Origin of the sequence: Cellulosimicrobium cellulans, assembly GCF_024124905.1 — a bacterium.
Classification (GTDB): Bacteria; Actinomycetota; Actinomycetes; order Actinomycetales; family Cellulomonadaceae; genus Cellulosimicrobium; species Cellulosimicrobium cellulans_G.
Genome location: NZ_JAMXST010000002.1, coordinates 731,104 through 752,035 on the forward strand (window position 1 = coordinate 731,104; position 20,932 = coordinate 752,035).

19 protein-coding genes are annotated in these 20,932 nt (G+C 75.0%); 12 read left to right on the forward strand and 7 right to left on the reverse strand.

Features of this window, described 5'->3' with window-relative positions; genetic code table 11:
* Positions 1-162: 162 nt before the first annotated feature.
* The gene (locus tag NHH00_RS08260) at positions 163-873 is read right to left on the reverse strand and encodes a class I SAM-dependent methyltransferase (protein WP_253051341.1); all 711 of its coding nucleotides are present in this window, start codon (positions 871-873) and stop codon (positions 163-165) included.
* A gap of 158 nt (positions 874-1,031) precedes the next feature.
* On the opposite strand from NHH00_RS08260, the gene hflX reads away from it, so the two are divergent.
* The 3 genes from hflX to NHH00_RS08275 all read left to right on the forward strand — a co-directional run bounded on the left by hflX (position 1,032) and on the right by NHH00_RS08275 (position 5,893).
* On the forward strand, positions 1,032-2,591 hold the full coding sequence (gene hflX / locus NHH00_RS08265; RefSeq protein WP_253051342.1) for a GTPase HflX: 1,560 nt from the start codon (positions 1,032-1,034) through the stop codon (positions 2,589-2,591).
* 133 nt (positions 2,592-2,724) lie between these two features.
* Positions 2,725-4,836 carry an ATP-dependent DNA helicase gene (locus NHH00_RS08270; RefSeq protein WP_374614606.1) on the forward strand — a complete coding sequence of 704 codons (2,112 nt, stop codon included), beginning with the start codon at positions 2,725-2,727 and terminating at the stop codon, positions 4,834-4,836.
* 46 nt (positions 4,837-4,882) lie between these two features.
* Entirely contained in the window at positions 4,883-5,893 is a 1,011-nt protein-coding gene (locus tag NHH00_RS08275; RefSeq protein ID WP_253051343.1) for an L-lactate dehydrogenase, read from the forward strand.
* Between the two features lie 158 nt (positions 5,894-6,051).
* Here the strand turns inward: NHH00_RS08275 and lexA are convergent, their stop codons facing one another.
* Positions 6,052-6,786, reverse strand: a complete 735-nt coding sequence (lexA, locus tag NHH00_RS08280; protein WP_253051344.1) for a transcriptional repressor LexA — start codon at positions 6,784-6,786, stop codon at positions 6,052-6,054.
* A 333-nt stretch (positions 6,787-7,119) separates the two neighbouring features.
* Between lexA and NHH00_RS08285 the strand changes: the two genes are divergently transcribed.
* Both NHH00_RS08285 and nrdR read left to right on the forward strand, forming a co-directional pair.
* Positions 7,120-7,482 (forward strand): LysM peptidoglycan-binding domain-containing protein, encoded by a 363-nt coding sequence (locus NHH00_RS08285; RefSeq protein ID WP_253051345.1) that lies wholly within the window; start codon positions 7,120-7,122, stop codon positions 7,480-7,482.
* Between the two features lie 428 nt (positions 7,483-7,910).
* Positions 7,911-8,450, forward strand: coding sequence for a transcriptional regulator NrdR (nrdR, locus tag NHH00_RS08290; RefSeq protein WP_253051346.1), 540 nt, complete (start codon positions 7,911-7,913; stop codon positions 8,448-8,450).
* Positions 8,451-8,519: 69 nt separating this feature from the next.
* On the opposite strand, the gene NHH00_RS08295 is transcribed toward nrdR, so the two are convergent.
* Complete coding sequence (locus tag NHH00_RS08295) at positions 8,520-9,593, reverse strand: aldo/keto reductase (protein ID WP_253051347.1); 1,074 nt, start codon at positions 9,591-9,593, stop codon at positions 8,520-8,522.
* Positions 9,594-9,759: 166 nt separating this feature from the next.
* Between NHH00_RS08295 and NHH00_RS08300 the strand changes: the two genes are divergently transcribed.
* Positions 9,760-9,954, forward strand: a complete 195-nt coding sequence (locus NHH00_RS08300) for a DUF5302 domain-containing protein (protein ID WP_047233781.1) — start codon at positions 9,760-9,762, stop codon at positions 9,952-9,954.
* 92 nt (positions 9,955-10,046) lie between these two features.
* On the opposite strand, the gene NHH00_RS08305 is transcribed toward NHH00_RS08300, so the two are convergent.
* The 3 genes from NHH00_RS08305 to NHH00_RS08315 all read right to left on the reverse strand — a co-directional run bounded on the left by NHH00_RS08305 (position 10,047) and on the right by NHH00_RS08315 (position 14,154).
* Positions 10,047-10,466: a pyridoxamine 5'-phosphate oxidase family protein gene (locus NHH00_RS08305; RefSeq protein WP_253051348.1), complete on the reverse strand. Its 420-nt coding sequence runs from the start codon at positions 10,464-10,466 to the stop codon at positions 10,047-10,049.
* A gap of 120 nt (positions 10,467-10,586) precedes the next feature.
* Positions 10,587-11,786, reverse strand: coding sequence for a phosphoglycerate dehydrogenase (serA, locus tag NHH00_RS08310; protein ID WP_253051349.1), 1,200 nt, complete (start codon positions 11,784-11,786; stop codon positions 10,587-10,589).
* Between the two features lie 106 nt (positions 11,787-11,892).
* On the reverse strand, positions 11,893-14,154 hold the full coding sequence (locus NHH00_RS08315) for a HelD family protein (protein WP_253051350.1): 2,262 nt from the start codon (positions 14,152-14,154) through the stop codon (positions 11,893-11,895).
* A gap of 181 nt (positions 14,155-14,335) precedes the next feature.
* On the opposite strand from NHH00_RS08315, the gene NHH00_RS08320 reads away from it, so the two are divergent.
* From NHH00_RS08320 to NHH00_RS08340, 5 genes are all read left to right on the forward strand, one after another.
* Positions 14,336-15,667: a PP2C family protein-serine/threonine phosphatase gene (locus NHH00_RS08320; protein ID WP_253051351.1), complete on the forward strand. Its 1,332-nt coding sequence runs from the start codon at positions 14,336-14,338 to the stop codon at positions 15,665-15,667.
* On the forward strand, positions 15,664-17,346 hold the full coding sequence (locus NHH00_RS08325; RefSeq protein WP_253051352.1) for a sensor histidine kinase: 1,683 nt from the start codon (positions 15,664-15,666) through the stop codon (positions 17,344-17,346). Before NHH00_RS08320 ends, NHH00_RS08325 begins: the two co-directional genes overlap by 4 nt.
* Entirely contained in the window at positions 17,343-17,783 is a 441-nt protein-coding gene (locus tag NHH00_RS08330) for a response regulator (protein ID WP_253051353.1), read from the forward strand. Before NHH00_RS08325 ends, NHH00_RS08330 begins: the two co-directional genes overlap by 4 nt.
* 132 nt (positions 17,784-17,915) lie before the next feature.
* Entirely contained in the window at positions 17,916-18,842 is a 927-nt protein-coding gene (locus NHH00_RS08335; RefSeq protein WP_253051354.1) for a proteasome assembly chaperone family protein, read from the forward strand.
* A gap of 320 nt (positions 18,843-19,162) precedes the next feature.
* The gene (locus tag NHH00_RS08340; RefSeq protein WP_034655075.1) at positions 19,163-19,366 is read left to right on the forward strand and encodes a cold-shock protein; all 204 of its coding nucleotides are present in this window, start codon (positions 19,163-19,165) and stop codon (positions 19,364-19,366) included.
* 76 nt (positions 19,367-19,442) lie between these two features.
* Here the strand turns inward: NHH00_RS08340 and NHH00_RS08345 are convergent, their stop codons facing one another.
* Positions 19,443-20,396: a spermidine synthase gene (locus tag NHH00_RS08345; protein ID WP_253051355.1), complete on the reverse strand. Its 954-nt coding sequence runs from the start codon at positions 20,394-20,396 to the stop codon at positions 19,443-19,445.
* A 78-nt stretch (positions 20,397-20,474) separates the two neighbouring features.
* Here NHH00_RS08345 and NHH00_RS08350 point away from each other — a divergent pair, with 78 nt between their 5' ends.
* Positions 20,475-20,918, forward strand: coding sequence for an SAV_6107 family HEPN domain-containing protein (locus tag NHH00_RS08350; protein ID WP_253051356.1), 444 nt, complete (start codon positions 20,475-20,477; stop codon positions 20,916-20,918).
* Positions 20,919-20,932 lie beyond the last annotated feature (14 nt).

Here is a 20,932-nt window from a genome sequence, read left to right on the forward strand (position 1 = left end):
TCGTTCCTGCCGGCACCGGCCGCGCCGGCGCCCGAGCGCGCCGCCGACGGCGAGACGTCGCGCGGACCCGACGAGCCCGCCGCCGTCGAGGTGCCTGTGCCCGCGGACGGTCGCGCGCCCGAGACGGCCGGGACGGACCGCGCGTCCGCCTGACCGCCGGGCTCAGGCCGGGGCCACGACCTCCAGCACCCGGAAGCCCTTCGCGCTCGCGGCGCGCTCGACGACCGCGCCCGGCAGCAGGGGCGGCAGCGCCTCGGCGAGCCACCGCTGGAGCGAGTCCGACCCGAGGTTGCGCTGCACGACGAGGTGCGCGCTCGCGCCCGGCGCGAGGCGCGGGAGCCAGTGCAGCAGCATCGCGTGGAGGACGTCCTTGCCGACGCGGATCGGCGGGTTCGACCACAGCGCGGCGAACGCGACGTCGTCGGGCACGTCGTCGGGGACGACCGCGCGGACGTTCGACAGGCCGAGCCGCTCCGCGTTGCGCCGCACGAGATCGAGCGCGCGCTCGTTGACGTCGACGGCCCACACGGTCGCGGCCGGGGCCTCCAGGGCCATCGTCAGGGCGACCGGGCCCCAGCCGCAGCCGAGGTCGAGGACGTGCGCCGCGTCGCCGTCGGACCCGCCGTCCGCGCGGGCGGACCGGGCCGCCACGACGTCGTCGAGCGGTGGGGTGGTGCGCAGCAGGACCTGCGTGCCGAGGTCGAGGCGGCCGGGGGAGAAGACGCCGGACGCGACCTCGACCTCGACGTCCCGGCCCGCGAGCCGCACGGAGATCGTGCGGCGCTCGGCGGCGGACGCCGGCTTCGCGGTGAAGTAGTGGTCCTGCGTGCCGTCGTGCGCGGGGTCGACGGCGGGGTCCTGGTCCTCGGTCACGTCGGCCGATCCTACGCGGGCGGGCGCGCGGACGAGGGCGGCCGGGCGCGTCCGCGCGGGGCTCACCCGCTTATCCGCTGGCCCCGGGACGATTTCCCGTGCCACGCTTGTTGTGCCAACCGGGCGCACGCGCGCCCCTCCCCGACGAAAGGCGGCACATGAGCGCTACCCCGGCGAACACACCGGCGAACCCCACCCCGGCTCAGGACGAGCCGACCGGCGCGACGCGGGACATCGCGAGCGACGTCGTGGCACGGGTGCTCGCTCGGGCCGGGACGGCGCGCGCCGAGGGCGGCACGGTCCACGCACGGCACGACGGCGAGCAGCTCGAGCTCGAGGAGCGCAGCGCGCTGCGCCGCGTGGTCGGTCTGTCGACCGAGCTCGAGGACGTCACCGAGGTCGAGTACCGGCAGCTGCGCCTCGAGAAGGTCGTGCTCGTCGGGCTGTGGAGCCCCGGCTCCGACCCGCGCGAGGACGGCGCGCCCACGTCCGCGGAGGAGGCCGAGATCTCGCTGCGCGAGCTCGCGGCCCTCGCCGAGACGGCGGGCTCCCAGGTGCTCGACGGCGTCATCCAGCGCCGCGCGAAGCCCGACCCCGGCACGTACCTCGGCTCCGGCAAGGCCGCGGAGCTCGCGGACGTCGTGGCGGCCAGCGGCGCGGACACCGTCGTGATCGACGGCGAGCTCGCGCCCTCCCAGCGGCGCGCGCTCGAGGACATCGTCAAGGTCAAGGTGATCGACCGGACCGCCCTGATCCTCGACATCTTCGCCCAGCACGCCAAGTCCCGGGAGGGCAAGGCGCAGGTCGAGCTCGCCCAGCTCGAGTACCTCCTCCCGCGCCTGCGCGGGTGGGGCGAGTCGATGTCCCGGCAGGCCGGTGGCCAGGTCGGCGGGGCGGGCGCGGGCATGGGCTCGCGTGGTCCGGGTGAGACGAAGATCGAGCTGGACCGCCGCCGCATCCGCAATCGCATGGCCAAGCTGCGCCGGGAGATCCAGGCGATGGCCCCGGGCCGCGAGACCAAGCGCGCGTCGCGCAAGCGGCACGCGATCCCGTCCGTCGCGATCGCGGGCTACACGAACGCGGGCAAGTCGAGCCTGCTCAACGCCATCACGGGTGCGGGCGTGCTCGTCGAGAACGCCCTGTTCGCGACGCTCGACCCCACGGTGCGCCGCACGCGCACCGAGGACGGTCGCGTGTACACGCTCGCCGACACCGTCGGGTTCGTGCGCGCCCTGCCGCACCAGCTCGTCGAGGCGTTCCGGTCGACGCTCGAGGAGGTCGGCGACGCCGACCTGCTGCTCCACGTCGTGGACGCCTCGCATCCCGACCCCGAGGGGCAGATCGCCGCGGTGCGCCACGTCCTGGCCGACATCCCGGGCGTGGAGGACGTGCCCGAGGTGATCGTGCTCAACAAGGCGGACGTCGCGGACCCCGAGACGATCGCGCGGATCCGGCTGCGCGAGCGGCGCACGGTGGTGGTCTCGGCGCACACGGGCGAGGGGATCGAGCACCTGCGCGAGCTCATCGCGCACGAGCTCCCGCGCCCGGACGTGGAGATCGACGTCGTCGTGCCCTACCACCGCGGCGACCTCGTGCACCGCGTGCACACCGAGGGCGAGATCGACCACGAGGAGCACACGCCCGAGGGCACGCTCCTGCGCGGACGCGTCGCCCAGGCGCTCGCGACCGAGCTCGTCGGAGCCTCGGCCCAGGGCTGAGCGGCCCGCGCCGGACCCCGGCTCGACGCTCTCCGCGACCCCGTGCGGCACCCGCCGCACGGGGTCGCGGCGTGTCCGCCACCGTCGTCCACAGGGCCGCCGCCCCGTGGGCGACCGACCGTAGACTCGGCGGGTGCCCCCCTCCACGCGACCCGCCCCCGACCGCGTCGACGCCGAAGGGCCGCGGACCCCGGCCGGCGCCGCGGGAGGCGACGTGCCCGACGTCGACGCGCTGCTCGACGTCGCCGTCACGCGGCTGGGCGGTGCGCGGCGCGACGGCCAGCACGCGATGGCGCGCGCGGTCACCGACGCGATCGAGGGGTCGGAGCACCTCGTGGTGCAGGCGGGGACGGGCACGGGCAAGTCGCTCGGGTACCTCGTCCCGGCGGTGCGGCACGCGGTGGCGACCGACGAGCGGGTGATCGTCTCGACGGCGACCCTCGCGCTGCAGCGCCAGGTCATCACGCGCGACCTCCCGCTGGTGGCCGACGCCGTGGCGGACCGCCTCCCGCGCCCCGTCACGATCGCGCTCCTCAAGGGCTGGCACAACTACCTGTGCGTCCACAAGATCGCGGGCGGGTACCCGGCCGACGAACCGACGCTGTTCGACCTGCCGGGCGAGTCCGCGGGCGCCGCCGACCACCCCGCCGCGCGCGGCGGGACCAGCGCCGCGGCGCTCGGCGAGCAGGTCGTGCGCCTGCGCGCGTGGGCCGAGGAGACGTCGACCGGGGACCGGGACGACCTCGTGCCCGGCGTGAGCGACAAGGCGTGGCGGCAGGTCTCGGTCACCGCCCTCGAGTGCCTGGGCCAGCGGTGCCCCCTGCTCGCGGAGTGCTTCCCCGAGAAGGCGCGCGCGACGGCCCGCGAGGCCGACGTCGTCGTGACCAACCACGCGATGCTCGGCATCGCCGCGATGGGCTCGCCCGGCGTGCTGCCCGAGCACGACGTGCTCGTCGTCGACGAGGCGCACGAGCTCGCCGACCGCGTGACGGCGGCCGCGACGGTCGACCTGTCGGTACCGGCGATCGAGAGCGCGGCACGCCTCGCGCGGCGGCACGGCGGCGTGACCACGGACGCGCTCGACGCGGCGTCGGCGGCGTTCGGGACGGTCGTCGGGTCGCTGCCCGCCGAGCGGTTCCCCGACGGCCTGCCCGACGGCGCGCGCTCGGCGGTCGCCGCGGTGCGCGACGCCGCGCGGGAGGTCCTCTCGACGCTCAAGCCCGAGACCGGGGTGACCAAGCCGGCCCAGCCCGACTCCGGGCTGAAGATGGCGCAGTCGACGATGCTGCAGCTCTTCGAGGTCGCCGAGCGCATGGCCGCGGACCCGACCGGGCACGACGTGCTCTGGTGCTCGCGCCCCGGCGAGGGCGGCTGGTCGGCCGACCGGTTCGGGGAGGGCGCGAGCCGCCTGCACGCCGCCCCGCTGGGCGTCGCGGGCCTCATCCGTACGCACCTGCTCGCCGAGCGGACCGGGGTGTTCACGTCCGCGACGCTCGCGCTCGGCGGCAGCTTCGACGCCGTCGCGCGCACCTTCGGGCTCGGGGGCGGTGGCGAGGGCGGCGACGCCGACGGACCACGGTGGCGCGGCCTCGACGTCGGCAGCCCGTTCGACTACGCGCGGCAGGGCATCCTCTACGTCGCCAAGGCCCTCCCGACGCCGGGCCGCGAGGCCTCCACGGAGCACCAGCTCGACGAGATCGCCGCGCTCGTCGAGGCGGCGGGCGGGCGCACGCTCGGCCTGTTCTCGTCGCGCCGCGCCGCGGTCGCCGCGGCGGAGGCGATGCGCGAGCGGCTCGACGTGCCGATCCTGTGCCAGGGCGACGACCAGCTCCCGACGCTCGTGCGCGAGTTCACCGACGACCCGGCCACCTGCCTGTTCGGCACGCTGTCGCTCTGGCAGGGCGTCGACGTGCCCGGGCCGTCGTGCCAGCTCGTGCTCATCGACCGGATCCCGTTCCCCCGTCCGGACGACCCGGTGAAGTCGGCCCGGGCGCGGGCGGTCGAGGCGGCGGGCGGCAACGGCTTCATGCAGGTCTCCGCGACGCACGCCGCCCTCCTGCTCGCGCAGGGCGCCGGCCGGCTCGTCCGGTCCACCACGGATCGAGGCGTGGTCGCGGTCCTCGACCCGCGTCTCGTGACCGCGCGCTACGGCACGTTCCTCACGCGGTCCATGCCGGGGTTCTGGCAGACGACCGACCGCGACGTCGCCACCGGTGCGCTCCGGCGCCTCGCCGCCCTAGGCTGAGTCCTTTCCGCGGTCTTCACGATTCCAGCGACTTCACGGAGGCGACATGACGACGAGCACGTCCCCGCAGGGCACGGGTGACGCGAGCACGGGTGGGCCGGGAGGGGGAGCGCGGACGACCAAGCTGGCGATCGTCGGCGCGGGTGCGGTCGGGTCGACCCTGGCGTATGCGGCCCTCATGCGCGGGGCCGCGCGCACCGTGGCGCTCCTGGACGTGAACCGGGCGAAGGTCGACGCGGAGGTGGCGGACCTCCAGCACGGCATCCAGTTCATGCCGATGGCCCGGGTCGAGGGGTCGGACGACGTCGCGGTGTGCGCGGGGGCCGACGTGGTCGTCGTGACGGCCGGGGCGAAGCAGAAGCCGGGCCAGACGCGGCTCGACCTCGCCGAGGGCACGATCGGCCTCATGCGGACGATCCTGCCGGGTCTCGTGGAGGTCGCCCCGGACGCGGTCTACGTCATGGTGACCAACCCCGTCGACATCGTCACCTACGCGGCGCTCAAGTTCTCCGGGCTGCCGCCTTCGCAGCTCTTCGGCAGCGGGACCGTCCTCGACTCCTCGCGGCTGCGCTTCCTCGTGGCCCAGCACTGCGGCGTCGCGGTGCAGAACGTCCACGCGTACATCGCCGGCGAGCACGGCGACAGCGAGATCCCGCTGTGGAGCTCGGCGACCATCGGCGGCGTCCCGCTCCTCGAGTGGCCCGGCCTGGGCGGTCGCGGTCCGCTCACGGCAGGCGTGCGCGACGACATCGCGCGCGAGGTCGTGCAGTCGGCCTACCGGATCATCGAGGGCAAGGGGGCGACGAACTACGCCGTGGGGCTCGCGGGCACGCGCATCATCGAGGCCGTGCTCGACGACGAGCACCGCATCCTGCCCGTCTCGACGCTGCTCGACGGCGCGTACGGGCTCGACGACGTGTGCCTCTCGCTGCCGACGCTCGTCGACCGGCGTGGCGCCACCGAGCGGGTCGAGGTCCCGCTGTCCGACGCGGAGCTCGCCGGGCTGCGCTCGTCCGCCGAGTCGCTGCACGCCGTCGCCCGGCGCTTCGGTCTCTGACCGACCGGTTCGCCGGCGGGTCCGGAACGGCGTGTGAGAGCCGGGTGGTCGACGACCACCCGGCTCTCGGCGCTTCCGACCTCGACGTGCCGGCGCCCGCCTCGTCCGCCCCGCGAGGGACCGCTCGGGAGGGTGCGGCGACGGACGGTCCGTGCGGCTCAGAGGCTGCGCAGCACGGAGACGACGCGGCCGAGGACCTGGGCGTCGTCGCCAGGGATCGGGTCGTACGCGGCGTTGTGCGGCATGAGCCAGACGCGACCGTCCGCGCGGCGCAGGGACTTCACCGTGGCCTCGCCGTCGATCATCGCCGCGACGATCTCGCCGTTCTCCGCGACGGGCTGGCGGCGGACGACGACCCAGTCGCCGTCGCAGATCGCGGCGTCGACCATCGAGTCGCCCTGCACCCGCAGGAGGAAGAGCTCGCCCTCGCCGACGAGCTGGCGAGGCAGCGGGAAGACGTCCTCGACGACCTGCTCCGCGAGGATCGGGCCGCCGGCGGCGATGCGGCCGACGACCGGGACGTAGGACGGAGCCGGGTGCGCCTCGTCGTACGCGGGCTCGGGCGCGGAGCCCGCTGCCGTGAGCGGGGTGGCGCGGCGCGCGTCGTCCGGCTGGACGACCTCGATCGCGCGGGGGCGGTTCGGGTCGCGACGCAGGAAGCCCTTGCGCTCGAGAGTCGTGAGCTGGTGCTTCACCGACGACGGGCTCGTCAGGCCCACGGCCTCGCCGATCTCCCGCATGCTCGGCGGGTAGCCGCGCTGCTCGACGCACGCGCGGATGGTCTCGAGCACGAGGCGCTGGCGCGGCGTGAGCCCGTCACCCCCCGCCGACCCGTCCGGGAGCTCCCGCACCTCGGCGAGCCCCCGTGCCCTGTCCGTGCCTCGTCCCGCCATGGTCGCTCCGCCTTCGTCCGTCGCGGCCGCCGACGCCTCCCGGGCGTGCGGCCTCCCCTCCCCGGGGCGTGCGCTCCGGGACCTCGGTCGCCCCTCCGGGTCCGAGCGGACATGTCCGGCGAACCGACCTGACCCCAGGCTAGGGGAGGTTGCGACACGAATCAAACACCTGTTCGAGCATGTCTCGACTCTGTCGGTCGTTCGTGATAGACCTTCGTACAGGTGTTCTACGTACACGTGTTCGACCGACCCGGTCGGCGCGGAGGCGAAGGGCTCGCGGCGTCCGATCGACCGGGGAAGGCGATCGGGCCCGCGGGCCGGGACGGAGCAGGCATGGATGCGATGGCGATCTCGACGGTCGGGCCCCTCGGCCCTGCGGGCGGGGTGACGGGGCGTGCGGAGGAGCGGCCGCTGCGGCTCACGCGCCGGGGCCGCGTGGTCCTCGTGCTCCTGGCCGCCGCGGTCCTGCTGCTGGCCGCGCGGGTGGGCGTCGCCGTCGCGAGCGGCCCGGGCGAGCCCGTGGAGGTCCGGGTGCACGTCGTGAGCTCGGGGGAGACGCTGTGGGAGCTCGCGCAGGGGGTGGCGGCGCCGGGAGAGGACCTGCGCGACGTCGTGAGCGGGCTCGCCGAGCTCAACGGGCTCTCGTCCTCGGGCCTCCAGGCCGGCCAGAAGATCCTCCTCCCGGCGTCCGCCTGAGGCCGGCTGGGCGCCCTCGGTGCGGACGCGAGAGCGCGCTGTGACGCAGGACACGGGCGAAACCGGGCCCCGTGCGGTGCGCAGGGGTTGCGGCATCATTTAGGTCGCCCTAAGTTAGTGTCACCTCACAACGCCGGCTGGGGGGCTGGGCGGACGAGGTGAGGAGCGCGCGGTCCACCGCGACTCCTGTGCACGTCGCCGCGCGTGAGGCGAGTCACGCGCGAGATGGGGACGGGGGCGTCCCGACGGGGGCGGTCGACCACGACCGCCCCCGTTCTGCCGTCCACGAGCACCGGTGCGGCCGTCTGCGCGCCGACGACGCGGCGGGCGCGAGCGGCCGGCGTCGGAGGCGTGTTGCACGGTCCCGCCGCGACGGCATACGTTCGTCGCGCCGACCTGTCGGCGCGAACCCCGCGGAGGAGCCCGCCATGCACTGCCCGTTCTGCCGCCACGCGGACTCCCGCGTCGTCGACTCGCGCACCTCGGACGACGGCGCGTCGATCCGTCGGCGCCGCCAGTGCCCCGAGTGCAACCGCCGCTTCACGACGATCGAGACCGCGAGCCTGTCCGTGGTCAAGCGCTCCGGCGTCACGGAGCCCTTCTCGCGCGAGAAGATCGTCAACGGCGTGCGCAAGGCCTGCCAGGGGCGACCCGTCAACGAGGACGACCTCGCGGTGCTCGCGCAGCGCGTCGAGGAGACCATCCGGGCGAGCGGCAGCGCCGAGCTCGACGCGTACGAGATCGGGCTCGCGATCCTCGGGCCGCTGCGCGAGCTCGACGAGGTCGCCTACCTGCGCTTCGCGAGCGTCTACCAGGCGTTCGACTCGCTCGAGGACTTCGAGAGCGCGATCACGTCGCTGCGCGTCGAGCGCGAGGAGCGCGAGACGGCCGCGGCCCGGGCCGAGGAGGGCTCGAGCGGCACCGCTCCGGGGGCGGACGTTCGCGGGGAGGTCGCACCGCACGCCTGAGGCCGCACGCGCGAGGGCACGTCGCGGCCCCGGCAGGGGTCCCGCGTCGTCGGCGCGCGTCCGGCGGGCCTACAGGTCGCTGGACCGCGACGCCCAGATGTTGATGCCGGTGTCCGCGGGCAGCGCGTCGACGGCAGCGAGCTCCTCGGCGGAGAGCGCCGGCGCGTCGAGCGCGGCGAGGTTCTCGTCGAGCTGCCGCGTCGAGCTCGCGCCGAGCAGCACGGACGTGACGCGCTCGTCCCGCATCGCCCAGAGGATCGCCGTCGTGGCGAGGCTGCGCCCGTGGGCGCGGGCGAGGTCGTCGAGCCGGCGGACGTGGTCGAGGTTCGCCTCCGAGAGGAACGCCGGTCGGAGCGGCCCCCCGCGCGCCGCGCGCGAGTCGTCCGGAACCCCGCGCAGGTACCGGTCGGTGAGCATCCCCTGGGCGAGCGGCGAGAAGGCGACGACCCCGAGCCCCGCGGCGCCCGCGACGTCGAGCACGGACGCGCCCGCGGGGTCGTGCGGGTCGGGCTCCTCGACCCACCGGTTGAGCATCGAGTACGACACCTGCGTCACGACGAGGTCGACGCCCACCTGCTCCGCGACCCGCAGCGCCTCCCGGGTGCGACGCGCCGAGTAGGACGAGATGCCCGCGTACCGCGCGCGACCCGAACGGACCGCGGTGGCGAGCGCACCGACCGTCTCCTCGAGCGGCGTCGTCGGGTCGAAGCGGTGGGAGTAGAAGATGTCGACGTGGTCGAGCCCGAGGCGACGCAGCGAGGCGTCGAGCGAGGAGAGCAGGTACTTGCGCGAGCCGCCCTCTCCGTAGGGGCCGGGCCCCATGCGGTAGCCGGCCTTGGTCGTCACGACGAGCTCGTCGCGCACCGTCCGCAGCTCGCGCGCGAGGAGGTGCCCCAGGGACTCCTCGGCCGCTCCGCCCGGCGGGCCGTAGTTGTTCGCGAGATCGAGGTGGGTCACGCCGCGGTCGACCGCGTGCAGCACGATCTCGCGCTGCGTCGCCCGCGGGTCGGCGTCGCCGAAGTTCTGCCACAGGCCCAGCGACACCGCCGGCAGCGCCAGCCCGGACCGACCGAGACGGCGGTGCGGCAGCGGGGCCCGGTCCGGGAACGGGGGAGCGGCGGAGGCGGAGGAGTCGGTCGGCACGCGGCCGACGCTACCCGACACCGTCCGGCCGTCCGTCGGAGACCGGCCGACCGGCGGACAAATCAGGTGGCGTCCGGCGACGCGGTGCGGGAGGCTGGCGAGGTGCCCGCACCGTCGGGCCGACCGCAGTGCACGACCGAGTTCCCCCATCGACGAGGAGACCGCCATGGCGTCCGACCAGCAGCGATCCGCTGCAGACACCGCACCGACCGACGAGGCCAAGGCGAAGTTCCGTGAGGCGCTCGACCGGAAGAACGCGGCGCGCCACCGCACGGCCGACGGCGAGTCCAACACCGGGTCGGTGCACGGGTCCGAGACCGTGGGGCCGGTCCAGCGCACGTTCCGCCGCAAGTCCGGCTGACGGCCGCCTCCGGCTCAGCGTTCGTCGTCGTCCGGTCGCCCCGTCGGGGGCGGCCGGACGACCTGCGTCGGCGCCCTGACGGGGAAGTGCGGCTAGGCCTCCGACCGGGCGAAGCGTCGCCCCGTCACCTCGCGGACCTCGATGACGACCCATTCCTCGGTCGGGACGTCCACGACGGGGACGAGGGCCGCGGCGTCCTCCTGGACGGCGTCGACCTCGTGCTCGCTGCGCTGCCGGTGCGCGGTGCCGCGGGCGACGACGCTCCACGCCCCGTCGTCGTCCACGTGGTCCCACTCGAGAGCGACGCGTTCGTTGGTCGCCAGGGTCGCGAGCTTGGTCCCGGGGACGGTGCGGAACGCGAGCGTGCGCTCGTGCGCCCGCACCGTGACGGGGTAGATGTCCGGCTCGCCCCGCACGCTCACGGCGAGGCGTGCGACGTGGGTCCCCTCCACGAGGTCCCACGACGCGTCGGCGTCGAGGATCTGCGGCCCGTCGTGCGTGTATCCGGTCATGCCTCATCGTGGCACCGCCGAGCGCGGGGCGCTCAGCGGCGAAGGTCATGCCGCCCGAGGACCTTCGCCGCGTGCGCCGGGGCGACCCGGTGCACGCGGCGAAGGCGCTCGCGGTGGGCGTCAGTCGAGGACGCGCAGGGCGATCGTCTGCTCCATCGCGGCCAGGGCCTCGATGACGGCGGGCTCGACGCGCGAGCCGACGTCCGTGACGACGTAGCCGATCTCGCCACGCGTGGCGAGGAGCTGGCCCTCGATGTTCGTGCCGTGCTCCGCGAGGGTCGCGTTGACGGCCGCGAGGACGCCCGGCGTGTTCCGGTGCAGGTGCGTGATGCGCGTGATCCCGGTCGTCTGCTCGAGCGCGAGGTTCGGCACGTTGACGCTGAGCGTCGTCGAGCCCGTCGTGAGGTAGTCGCGCAGCTTGGCCGAGACGAACTGGCCGATCGCCTCCTGCGCCTCCTCGGTCGAGCCACCGATGTGCGGCGTGAGGATCACGTTCGGCAGGCCGCGCAGCTCGGAGTCGAACGCGTCGCCCTTGCGCTTGGGCTCGTGCGGGAACACGTCGACGGCGGCGCCGGAGACGCGGCCCTCCTCGATCGCCTCGCGCAGCGCGCCGTAGTCCACGACGAACCCGCGCGACAGGTTGAGGAAGATCGAGCCCTGGCGCATGCGGGCGAACTGCTTGGCGCCGAACAGCCCGGCGTTGCCCTGGCGGCCGTCGACGTGCAGCGTGACGACGTCCGCCTGCTCCAGCAGCTCGTCGAGCGTGTCCATGCGTCGCGCGTTGCCGAGCGCGAGCTTCTCCGCCGTGTCGTAGAAGACCACGGACATGCCGAGGTTCTCGGCCACGACCGAGAGCTGGGTGCCGATGTTGCCGTACCCCACGATGCCGAGCGTGCGGCCGCGGACCTCGTGCGCCCCCTCCGCCGACTTGTCCCAGCGGCCCTCGTGCAGCGCGCGGTCGCGCTCGGTGAGCCGGCGCGTGAGCGCGATGATCTCGGCGAGCGCGAGCTCGACGACGGAGCGCGTGTTCTGGAACGGGGCGTTGAACACGGCGACGCCCTGCGACGCGGCGGAGCGCAGGTCGATCTGGTTCGTGCCGATGCAGAACGCGCCGAGCGCCACCAGGTCGGGGGCGTTCTCGAGCACGTTCGCGGTGACGTTCGTCTTGGACCGGATGCCGAGGAGGTGGACCCCGTCGAGGGCCTCGATCAGCTCGGACTCGTCGAGGGCGCCGGTGCGGACGGTGACGTCGATCCCCGCCGCCTCGAGGTTCGAGGCGGCGAGAGGGTGCAGGTTTTCAAGGAGGAGGGCGCGTAGCACGCTCCCATGGTGCGCCCGGTCCATGGTCCGGGCCAAACGGGTCTTGACCCTCGGGACGAGGTGAACGACCGATCCGAACGGCCGGACGCGCCGGCGGCCGACCGGGTCAGGGCGCGACGCGCGCCCCGTCGCGCGCGGCCGTGCCCGCCGTCGTCGAGCCCGTCCCGGTCACGCCCTCCGGGAGCGCGCGGGCGTGCACGACGACCAGGCGCTGGGTCGGGCGGGTCATGGAGACGTAGAGGTCCGAGGCGCCGGAGGGGCCGGTCGCGATCTCGGCGGGCTCCACGAGCACCACGGCGTCGAACTCGAGCCCCTTCACCTGGACCGGGTCCAGGACCGTGAGGGGGGCGTCCGGTCCGGCGTCCACGAGACCCAGCGCGGCGCGCAGGGCGGGCACGGCCTGCGCCGCGGCGACGACGGCCACGCGCCCCGACTCCGCGGCGACGAACTCCGCGCGCGCCGCGTCGGCCTCGGCGCGGACCTGGGCGGGGAGGCCGTCGGGCGTCGCCTCGACGACGCGCAGCGCGTCCTCCACGTCGCGCGCGGACGTGAGCGGCGAGACGGGCAGCCCGGCGGCGAGGGCGGCGCGGCGGGCGGCGTCGGCCACGGAGGCGGGGGTCCGGTAGTTCACGGTCAGCTCCGCGAGTCGCCACGCGTCGCGGAAGACCGGGTCGAGCATGCCCTTCCACGAGCGCGCCCCCGCGAGCGACGACGTCTGCGCGACGTCGCCGACGACCGTGAACGAGCGCGTCGGGCACCGGCGCACGAGCATGCGCCACGCCATGGCCGAGAGCTCCTGGGCCTCGTCGACCACGACGTGCCCGTAGGTCCACGTGCGGTCCTGCGCGGCGCGCTCCGCGGTGGTGAGGCGCGGGCCGCTCGCCGAGAAGCGCTCGGCGAGCACGTCCGCGCCGACGATCCCGCCGCCCGCACCGGACGACTCGAGCACCTGCCGCGCGTACTCGAGGTCCTGAGCCCGCTGCGCCGCCCGTGCGGCGGCCTCGGCCCGCTCCGCCTGGTCGTCCTCGCCGAGCAGCTCCGCGGCCTCGTCGAGGAGCGGCACGTCCGCGGGCGTCCACGGCGCTCCCTTCGGCCGCTCGAGCAGCCGCCGGTCGGCGGGCGAGAGCTCGGGCGCCGCCTCGGCGAGCCGGTGCGGCTTGGTCCACAGGTCCTCGACGAGGCGCTCCGGCGTGAGGGGGAGCCATGCGAGGTTGAGCGCGACGCGCACGTCGCGGTGCGAGCGCAGGTCCTCGAGCGCGAGCGCGCGGTCCTCGCCGACGAGCGGCTCGCCGAGCTGGCGCCCGTACTGGTCCACGAGGCGCGAGAGCATCTCGCGGACGAACGTGACGCGCGCGAGGTTGTGCGGCTTGTGGGTGCGCCGGGCCTTCGCGATGGCGTCGCGGACGTCGCGGCGCCGGATCAGCAGGTCGTGGCCGTCGAGGCGCACGGGGACGTCCGCCGCGGGCACGCGCTCGCGCGCCCGCACCGCGCGTCGCACGGCCCGGGCCATGTCCGCCCGTCCCTTGACGCGCGCGACGCGGGGGTCCTCCGTGCCGTCGGCGACGACGCCCGGCAGGAGGTCGGCGATCGTCGTGCTGACGACGCCCGTCTCGCCCAGCGACGGCAGCACCTGGTCGATGTAGCGCAGGAACGAGTGGCTCGGGCCGACGAGGAGGACGCCCGAGCGCTCGAGCAGCCGCCGGTGCGCGTAGAGGAGGTAGGCGGCGCGGTGCAGCGCGACGGCGGTCTTGCCCGTGCCGGGCCCGCCCTGCACGACGAGCGCACCGGCCAGCCCGGACCGGATGATCGCGTCCTGCTCGGCCTGGATCGTCGCCACGATGTCGCCCATGCGCCCGGTGCGTCCTGCCGCCATCGCGGCGAGGAGCGCGCCCTCGCCGGAGAGCGTCGTCCCGGTGACGGCCTCGGGCGCGTCCAGGTCCAGGAGCTCGTCCTCGAGGCCCGTCACGTCGCGCCCGCGCGTCACCAGGTGCCGACGCCGGACGACGCCGTCGGGGTGGGCCGCCGTCGCGCGGTAGAACGACTGCGCCGCGGGCGCGCGCCAGTCGGTGAGGAGGCTCGTGTGCTCGGCGTCGGTCAGGCCGATGCGCCCGACGTAGCGGCGCGTGCCGTCGTCCAGGTCGAGGCGGCCGAACGCGAGCCGGTCCTCGACCGCGTCGAGCTGCGCGACGCGGTCCTCGTACAGCGTCGCGAACGCGTCGCGCTCGCTCCGGTTCTGCGGCGAGCCCGACGGTCCGGACCGGCGGACGGCGTCGAGCCGCGCGCGGGCGGCGGCGCGCAGCTCGTCGAGGCGTGCGTAGAGGGTGTCCACGACCTCCTGCTCGAGCCGGAGCTCGTCGTTGCGTCCCACGCTGTCCCTTCCCTCGGCCGGGCGTCGCGCCCGGGCGCCCGCCCGTGACACGGCCGTCCATTATGGCGCACGGGCGCCGGGCCCGGGACCGGTCCTCGGCGCGTCCCGGGCCCGTGACCGGGCCGGACGCGCGGCTGACGCTAGGATCGTGGGCCATGGCGACCAGAGGGGAGCGGGCGTCGTGACCGGGACCGACCGTCAGGTCCCCGCGCGGCCCTCGGCGCGGGGCGACGAGCCCGACGCGCGCGACCAGGCGCTGTCCGAGCGCGCGGTCCTCGCCCCGACGGACGAGCTGCGCATCCTCCTCGTCGAGGACGACGACGGCGACGCGATCCTCGTCGAGGAGCTGCTGGCGGACGGCAACCTCACGGTCGACCTCCACCGTGCGACGACCCTCGACGCCGCGCTCGAGATGCTCGTCTCCTGGCACGTCGACTGCGTCCTGCTCGACCTCGGGCTGCCCGACTCGGTCGGGCTGTCGGCGGTCGAGCGGGTGCGGACCGGCACCCACCCGCCCGCCCTGGTGGTCCTCACGGGGCACTCCGGCATCGACCTCGGCGTCCAGGCCGTCGCGGCCGGCGCCGACGACTACCTGGTGAAGGGGGAGGTCGACGGCGACCTCCTGAGCCGGTCGGTGCGCTACGCCGTGCAGCGCCGCATGTCCGTCGAGCAGCAGCGCGCGCTGTACCGCAGCGAGGTCCGAGCGGCCGAGACCGCGCGGCTGGAGCGCGCGCTCCTGCCCACGCCGCTGGTCCAGGACGACCGGCTCGACGTCATGGTGGGCTACGTCCCCGGCGGCAACGGCCTCCTCGGCGGCGACTTCTTCGACGCGGTCGAGCGACCCGACGGGACCGTCCTGTGCATCATCGGCGACGTCGCGGGCCACGGCCCCGACGAGGCCGCGCTCGGTGCGACGCTGCGCACCGCGTGGCGCACCATCGTGCTCTCGGACACCCAGCCGGAGGGCATCCTCCCGCTCCTGGAGCGCGTCCTCGTGCCCGAGCGCGCCCGTCCCGAGGTCTTCGTCACGCTCTGCCAGGTCGTGGTCTCCGCGGACCGCCGCCGCGCGGAGGTGTACCTCGCCGGGCACCTCGCCCCGCTCCTGCTGCGCGACACCGCGACCGAGATCACGCCCACCGCGCGCGGCCGTGCGCTCGGCATCCCCGTGCAGGGCGGGTGGACGTCGCAGTCCGTCGACCTCGGGGAACGCTGGGCGCTCATGCTCTACACGGACGGGCTCGTCGAGGCGACCGTCGCGGGGCCGGGGGGAGTGGTCGGGCCGCGCGCCCGACCGGAGCGCGTCGGCGTCGACGGCCTGCGCCGCGCGGTCGACAGCGCTCTCGAGCAGGGCGTCGAGGGGGTCGTGGAGCGCGTCTTCCGCCGCGTGCGCGACCTGCACGGCGGCCCGCTGGCCGACGACGCCGCGCTCCTCGTGCTCGGCTGGGGCGGGGACGAGGGCACCCCCGGCGAGCGCACGGCGACTCTCGCCGACTCGGACGAGTGGGCCCGGTGACGCCCCCGGTGGGCGAGACGGCCGTCGCGGGACGCGCCGGGCGCCGGCGTGCCCCGACCCTGCGCCGCCGGCTCGGGTGGGCGCTCGTCGTCGCGGGCGTGATCCTCCTCGGCGTCCTCGCGACGTCGGCCATCGCGCTCTCGCGCGTGCTCACCATCCAGAACGAGGTCACCGGGCCGTTCTTCGACGCCGTGACCGGGGCGGACGCCGCGTACGTGGGCCTCCTCGACGCCGAGGTCGCGGTCCGTGCGTACGTCGCGACCGGCGACGACACCGCCCTCGAGGCCTACACCCGTGCGGTGGGGACGGACGCCGAGGGCGTCGTCCCGGACGCCACCCTCGTCGACCGCCTCGGGTTCGACGCGGAGCTCGCGGCGCTGGCCGGGCGGTCCGACGCCTCCGTGCGGGCCTGGGTCGCCGACTACGCCGAGCCGGCCATCGAGACCACCGAGGACGACGGACCGGGACGGGTGCGTGCGGTCGACCAGGCCCACGGTGCCGAGCTGTTCGCGGCCGCCCGGGCCGACACCGCGCGGTACGTCGACGCGCTCCGGGCCGAGCGCGTGGAGCGGCTCGACGCGCTCGACCGGTGGAGCCGGGCGCTCTTCGGGAGCGTCCTCGTCCTGGTCGGCTCGGCGCTCGCGGTCGGGATCATCCTCTGGGTGTGCCTCAAGCGGTGGGTGACCGAGCCGATGGCCGAGCTCGCGCACCGCGTGCGGCTCGTGAGCTCCGGGAGCCTCGACGAGCCGGTCGTGACCTCGGGCCCGGCGGAGATCGCGGACCTCGCCCAGGACGTCGAGCACATGCGCGTCGAGCTCGTGAACCAGGTCGCGGAGATCAAGGCGTCGCACGAGGACGCCGCCCGCTCGCACGAGCTTCTCGCCGAGCAGGCGAGCGAGCTCGAGCGGTCCAACCGCGACCTCGAGCAGTTCGCCTACGTCGCGTCCCACGACCTCCAGGAGCCGCTGCGCAAGGTCGCGAGCTTCACGCAGCTCCTCAAGAAGCGGTACGGCGGGGAGCTCGACGACCGCGCGGACCAGTACATCGACTTCGCGGTCGACGGCGCCAAGCGCATGCAACGCCTCATCCAGGACCTGCTCGGCTTCTCGCGCGTCGGCCGGACGGGCAGCGAGCGCGTCGACGTGGACCTCGAGCGGGAGCTCGAGGGCGTGCTCGAGGACCTGTCCGAGAAGGTCGTGGAGACCGGGGCGAGCATCACGCACGACCCGCTGCCCGTCGTCGTCGGCGAGCGCGCGCTCCTGCACCAGCTGCTGGCCAACCTCGTCGGCAACGCGCTGAAGTTCCGCGACCCGGACCGGCCGCCGGCCGTGCACCTGGGGGTGCTCGCGCGCGACACGCACTGGGAGATCTCCGTCGAGGACAACGGGATCGGGATCGACCCGCAGTACGCGGAGCGCGTGTTCGTCATCTTCCAGCGTCTGCACGCCAAGGACGTGTACGAGGGGACCGGCATCGGGCTCGCGCTGTGCAAGCGCATCGTCGAGTACCACGGCGGCCGGATCTGGATCGAGCCGCGCGAGGGCGGGACGACGATCCGCTTCACGCTCGCCCACGCGTACGTGCACGCGCAGGTCGGCTACGCTCGCTCCGACCCCGACGGCGCGGAGCAGGTCACCCCTGCCCGCGCGCGCGACGACGACGAGGAGAGCCCCGCATGAGCCACGGCAGCAAGCCGATCGACGTCCTCCTGGTGGAGGACGACCCCGGCGACGTGCTCATGACGCGCGAGGCGTTCGAGGACCACAAGGTGACGAACCGTCTGTCGGTGGTCTCCGACGGCGTGAGCGCGCTGCAGTTCCTGCGCAAGGAGGGCGAGCACGCTGACGCCCCGACGCCGGACCTCATCCTCCTCGACCTCAACCTGCCCCGGATGGACGGGCGCGAGGTCCTCGCCGAGCTCAAGGCGGACGAGGCGCTGCGCAAGATCCCGGTCGTCGTCCTGACGACGTCGGAGGCCGAGGAGGACGTCGTGCGCAGCTACTCGCTGCACGCCAACGCGTACGTCACCAAGCCCGTCGACTTCGACCGTTTCATCGACGTGGTGCGCCAGATCGACGACTTCTTCGTCTCGGTGGTGCGCCTGCCCGGTCGCTGACCTGGGCGCGGTCCCGGGCGGGCGCGTGCGGGCCGCCGCTCCGGGAAGAACCGCGGGCCGAGGCGTGTTGTCCTCGTCAGGCCCGCCGCGCCGTCGGCAGCGCGCGGGCGAAGGACGTCACGAGGAGGATGCATGCTGGACCCTCGCGGGATCTACGAGCTCGACGAGCAGGCGGTGGCCCGCCTGTGGCCCACGCCGCCCGAGCCGGGCGCCGGGCCCGTGCTGCTGCACGCCGTCGCGGGGTTCGTCGACGCGGGCAGCGCGGGCGCGGTGGCGGTCGACCACCTGCTGGAGCTCGGCGAGGTCACCCGGGTGGTGACGTTCGACGTCGACCAGCTCCTCGACTACCGCTCCAAGCGGGCCACGATGACCTTCAGCACCGACCGCTGGTCCGACTACGACGAGCCCCACCTGGTGATCGACCACGTGCGCGACGCCGAGGGGACGGGGTTCCTGCTGCTGCACGGCGCTGAGCCGGACGTCCAGTGGGAGCGCGTGGTGGCTGCGGTGCGCGACGTCGTCGAGCGCCTCGGCGTGTCGCTCACGGTCGGCTTCCACGGCATCCCGATGGGGATCCCGCACACGCGCCCGCTCTCGGTCACGGCGCACGCGACCCGGCCCGAGCTGCTCGGCGAGCACACGTCGTGGTTCGGCACCGTGAAGGTCCCGGCCAGCCTCGCCGCGCTGCTGGAGCTGCGGCTCGGCCGCGCCGAGCACGACGCGCTCGGCGTGACCGTGCACGTGCCGCACTACCTGGCGCAGTCGTCGTACCCGCCCGCGGCGGTGGTCGCGCTCGAGCACGTGCAGCGCGTCACGGGCCTGGACCTCGCGACGAGCGGGCTCGCGGAGGCGGTGCAGGAGGCGAAGGCCGAGGTCGAGCGTCAGGTGCGGGACTCCGAGGAGGTCGCCGCCGTCGTGCGCGCTCTCGAGGAGCAGTACGACGCGTTCGCGCGCTCCGTGGGTCGGACGAGCCTGCTCGCCGAGTCCGCGCCGATCCCGACGGCCGACGAGCTCGGTGCGGAGTTCGAGCGTTTCCTCGCCCAGCAGTCGGGCGACTGAGCCGCGGCTCGCCCCACCCGCCCCGGTCCGCGGACCGGGGCGGAATGTGCCGAAAAATCATCACGAGAGGTGGCGAGTTCCGTGGCGGACCGGACGTGGTCCGTGCCACACTGTCACCCGTTGCAGTGACGTACTTGCGCACGACCCGGTGCAGGGCCGGTACGTGGGTCCGCCCGGCGGGGTGGTCCGGCGTCGGGCCTGCCGGCCGCACACGGCCGGGCGCCGGCGAAGGACGTGGGACATGGCATTGCGGCGCACGGGGGTGGACGAAGGGTCCGCTCGCTGATGTCCCCGGACGGACAGAAGGTCAGAGGAAGAGCATGGCGCAGGGTTCTGTGAAGTGGTTCAACGCCGAGAAGGGCTACGGCTTCATCGCGCAGGACGGCGGCGGTGCCGACGTCTTCGTGCACTACTCGGCGATCGAGTCGAACGGGTACCGCACGCTCGACGAGGCGCAGCGGGTCGAGTTCGAGATCACCCAGGGGCCGAAGGGCCCGCAGGCGGAGAAGGTTCGTCCGCTCTGACGTCCACGACGTCTCGCGGCCGGATCACCCGGTCGTCGCAGGAGCCGCGTCCCTCGGGCGCGGCTCCTGTCGCGTCTCACGACCCGTCTGCCGCCGGGCCGTCGGCCGGCGCGACCTCGAGGTCGTCGAGCACCGGGGCGGTGCCCACGAACGCGCGCAGCTCGTCGCCCGTGACGACGCGTGCCGGGACGGCGAGCGAGCGGACCGCACGCGCCAGCGTCGCGCTCGACAGGCTCGGCGCACCCGACCCGGCACGGACCGCGGCCAGGACGACGTTGCCGTAGCGGCGGCCCTTGAGCTGCGCGGGCTCCGCGATCGCCGCGACTCGGTCCTCCGCGCAGGACGCCTCTCCGAACGCGGCCGCGAGGGTCGCGGTCTCGCGGCGCGCCGTCGTGAGCGGCGGCCGGTCGGCGCAGTTGACGAGGTAGACCCCGCCCGGGCGCAGGACGCGGTGCACCTCGTCCGCCATGCCGCGGGTCGCGAGGTGGTCGGGCGTGCGGTCGCCGTCGAACACGTCACGGACGACGACGTCGTACGAGGCGTCGGGAAGGCTCGCCACCGCGTGCCGCGCGTCGTCGGCGCGCAGCCGGAGCCGGGGGGAGCGCGGGAGGTCGAACCACGTGCGGACCAGCTCGAGCAGGCGGGAGTCGAGGTCGACCCCGAGCTGGGACGAGCCGGGCCGGGTGTGCTCCACCCAGCGCGGGAGGCTGCACCCCGCCGCGCCGAGGTGCAGCGCGCGCAGAGGGCCGGGGGCGAGCTCGTCCACGACGGCCGCCATCTGCTGCATGTACTCGAACGCGAGCATCCCGGGGTCGTCGAGGTCGAGGTAGGAGCTGGGGACGCCGTTGACGTACAGCGTGACCGCCGACGGGTGGTCGGGGTCGCGCTCGACGTACGCCGTCCCCGTCGACGTGGCCACGGGCCCGGTCGGCAGGTCGGGGGCCGCGCCACGGCTCCCGTTCGCCCGGCGCCGGGACCGTGTGGGTGGCGCGGAGGACCCTGGGGAACGTCGGGAGGTGCGGCGAGCCATGTGCTCACCGTAGGGCCGGCCGGCACCGGACGTTGACAGGATCGAACAGGTGTTCGATAGTGGAGGAGGAGGTGCGCGATGTCGAACGAAGCAGGCGCGAAGGGGGCGGTCGCCGTCCCCGCCGAGGTCCGTCGGCTGCTGGACCGTGCGGACGCGGAGCTCGTCGCGGCGGCGCTCGCGCAGGACGCGGGCGAGCGCTTCGTGCACGCGCACCTCGGTGCGCTGCGCGCCGCCGCGGCGGTCGTCGCGCTGCGTGCCCGGCCCGTGCGCCGCGGCCGGGCCCGCTCGGTGTGGGACCAGCTCGCGGACGCCGAGCCGTCGCTCGCCGCCTGGTCCGGCTACTTCGCGAGCGGGGCGCGCGTCCGCGCCGCCGTCGACGCGGGCCGGTTCGACGCCGTGGACCCGCGCCGGGCCGACGAGCTCGTGGCGTGCGCCGAGGACTTCCGCGACGAGGTCGCGATGCTCGTCGACCCCGACGCCGGGTTCGTCCGGATGCCCGGCCTGCGGACGGTGGCGTCGTGACCCGGGCGCTGCCT

Excerpts from the sequence above, each read along its gene's own strand:
- NHH00_RS08285 (WP_253051345.1), top strand. The coding sequence starts at position 7,120 with ATGGATGCGATGGCGATCTCGACGGTCGGGCCCCTCGGCCCTGCGGGC.
- NHH00_RS08335 (WP_253051354.1), top strand. The coding sequence starts at position 17,916 with ATGCTGGACCCTCGCGGGATCTACGAGCTCGACGAGCAGGCGGTGGCC.
- hflX (WP_253051342.1), top strand. The coding sequence starts at position 1,032 with ATGAGCGCTACCCCGGCGAACACACCGGCGAACCCCACCCCGGCTCAG.
- NHH00_RS08300 (WP_047233781.1), top strand. The coding sequence starts at position 9,760 with ATGGCGTCCGACCAGCAGCGATCCGCTGCAGACACCGCACCGACCGAC.
- NHH00_RS08345 (WP_253051355.1), bottom strand. The coding sequence starts at position 20,396 with ATGGCTCGCCGCACCTCCCGACGTTCCCCAGGGTCCTCCGCGCCACCC.
- NHH00_RS08305 (WP_253051348.1), bottom strand. The coding sequence starts at position 10,466 with ATGACCGGATACACGCACGACGGGCCGCAGATCCTCGACGCCGACGCG.
- nrdR (WP_253051346.1), top strand. The coding sequence starts at position 7,911 with ATGCACTGCCCGTTCTGCCGCCACGCGGACTCCCGCGTCGTCGACTCG.
- lexA (WP_253051344.1), bottom strand. The coding sequence starts at position 6,786 with ATGGCGGGACGAGGCACGGACAGGGCACGGGGGCTCGCCGAGGTGCGG.
- NHH00_RS08340 (WP_034655075.1), top strand. The coding sequence starts at position 19,163 with ATGGCGCAGGGTTCTGTGAAGTGGTTCAACGCCGAGAAGGGCTACGGC.
- NHH00_RS08275 (WP_253051343.1), top strand. The coding sequence starts at position 4,883 with ATGACGACGAGCACGTCCCCGCAGGGCACGGGTGACGCGAGCACGGGT.
- NHH00_RS08350 (WP_253051356.1), top strand. The coding sequence starts at position 20,475 with ATGTCGAACGAAGCAGGCGCGAAGGGGGCGGTCGCCGTCCCCGCCGAG.
- NHH00_RS08330 (WP_253051353.1), top strand. The coding sequence starts at position 17,343 with ATGAGCCACGGCAGCAAGCCGATCGACGTCCTCCTGGTGGAGGACGAC.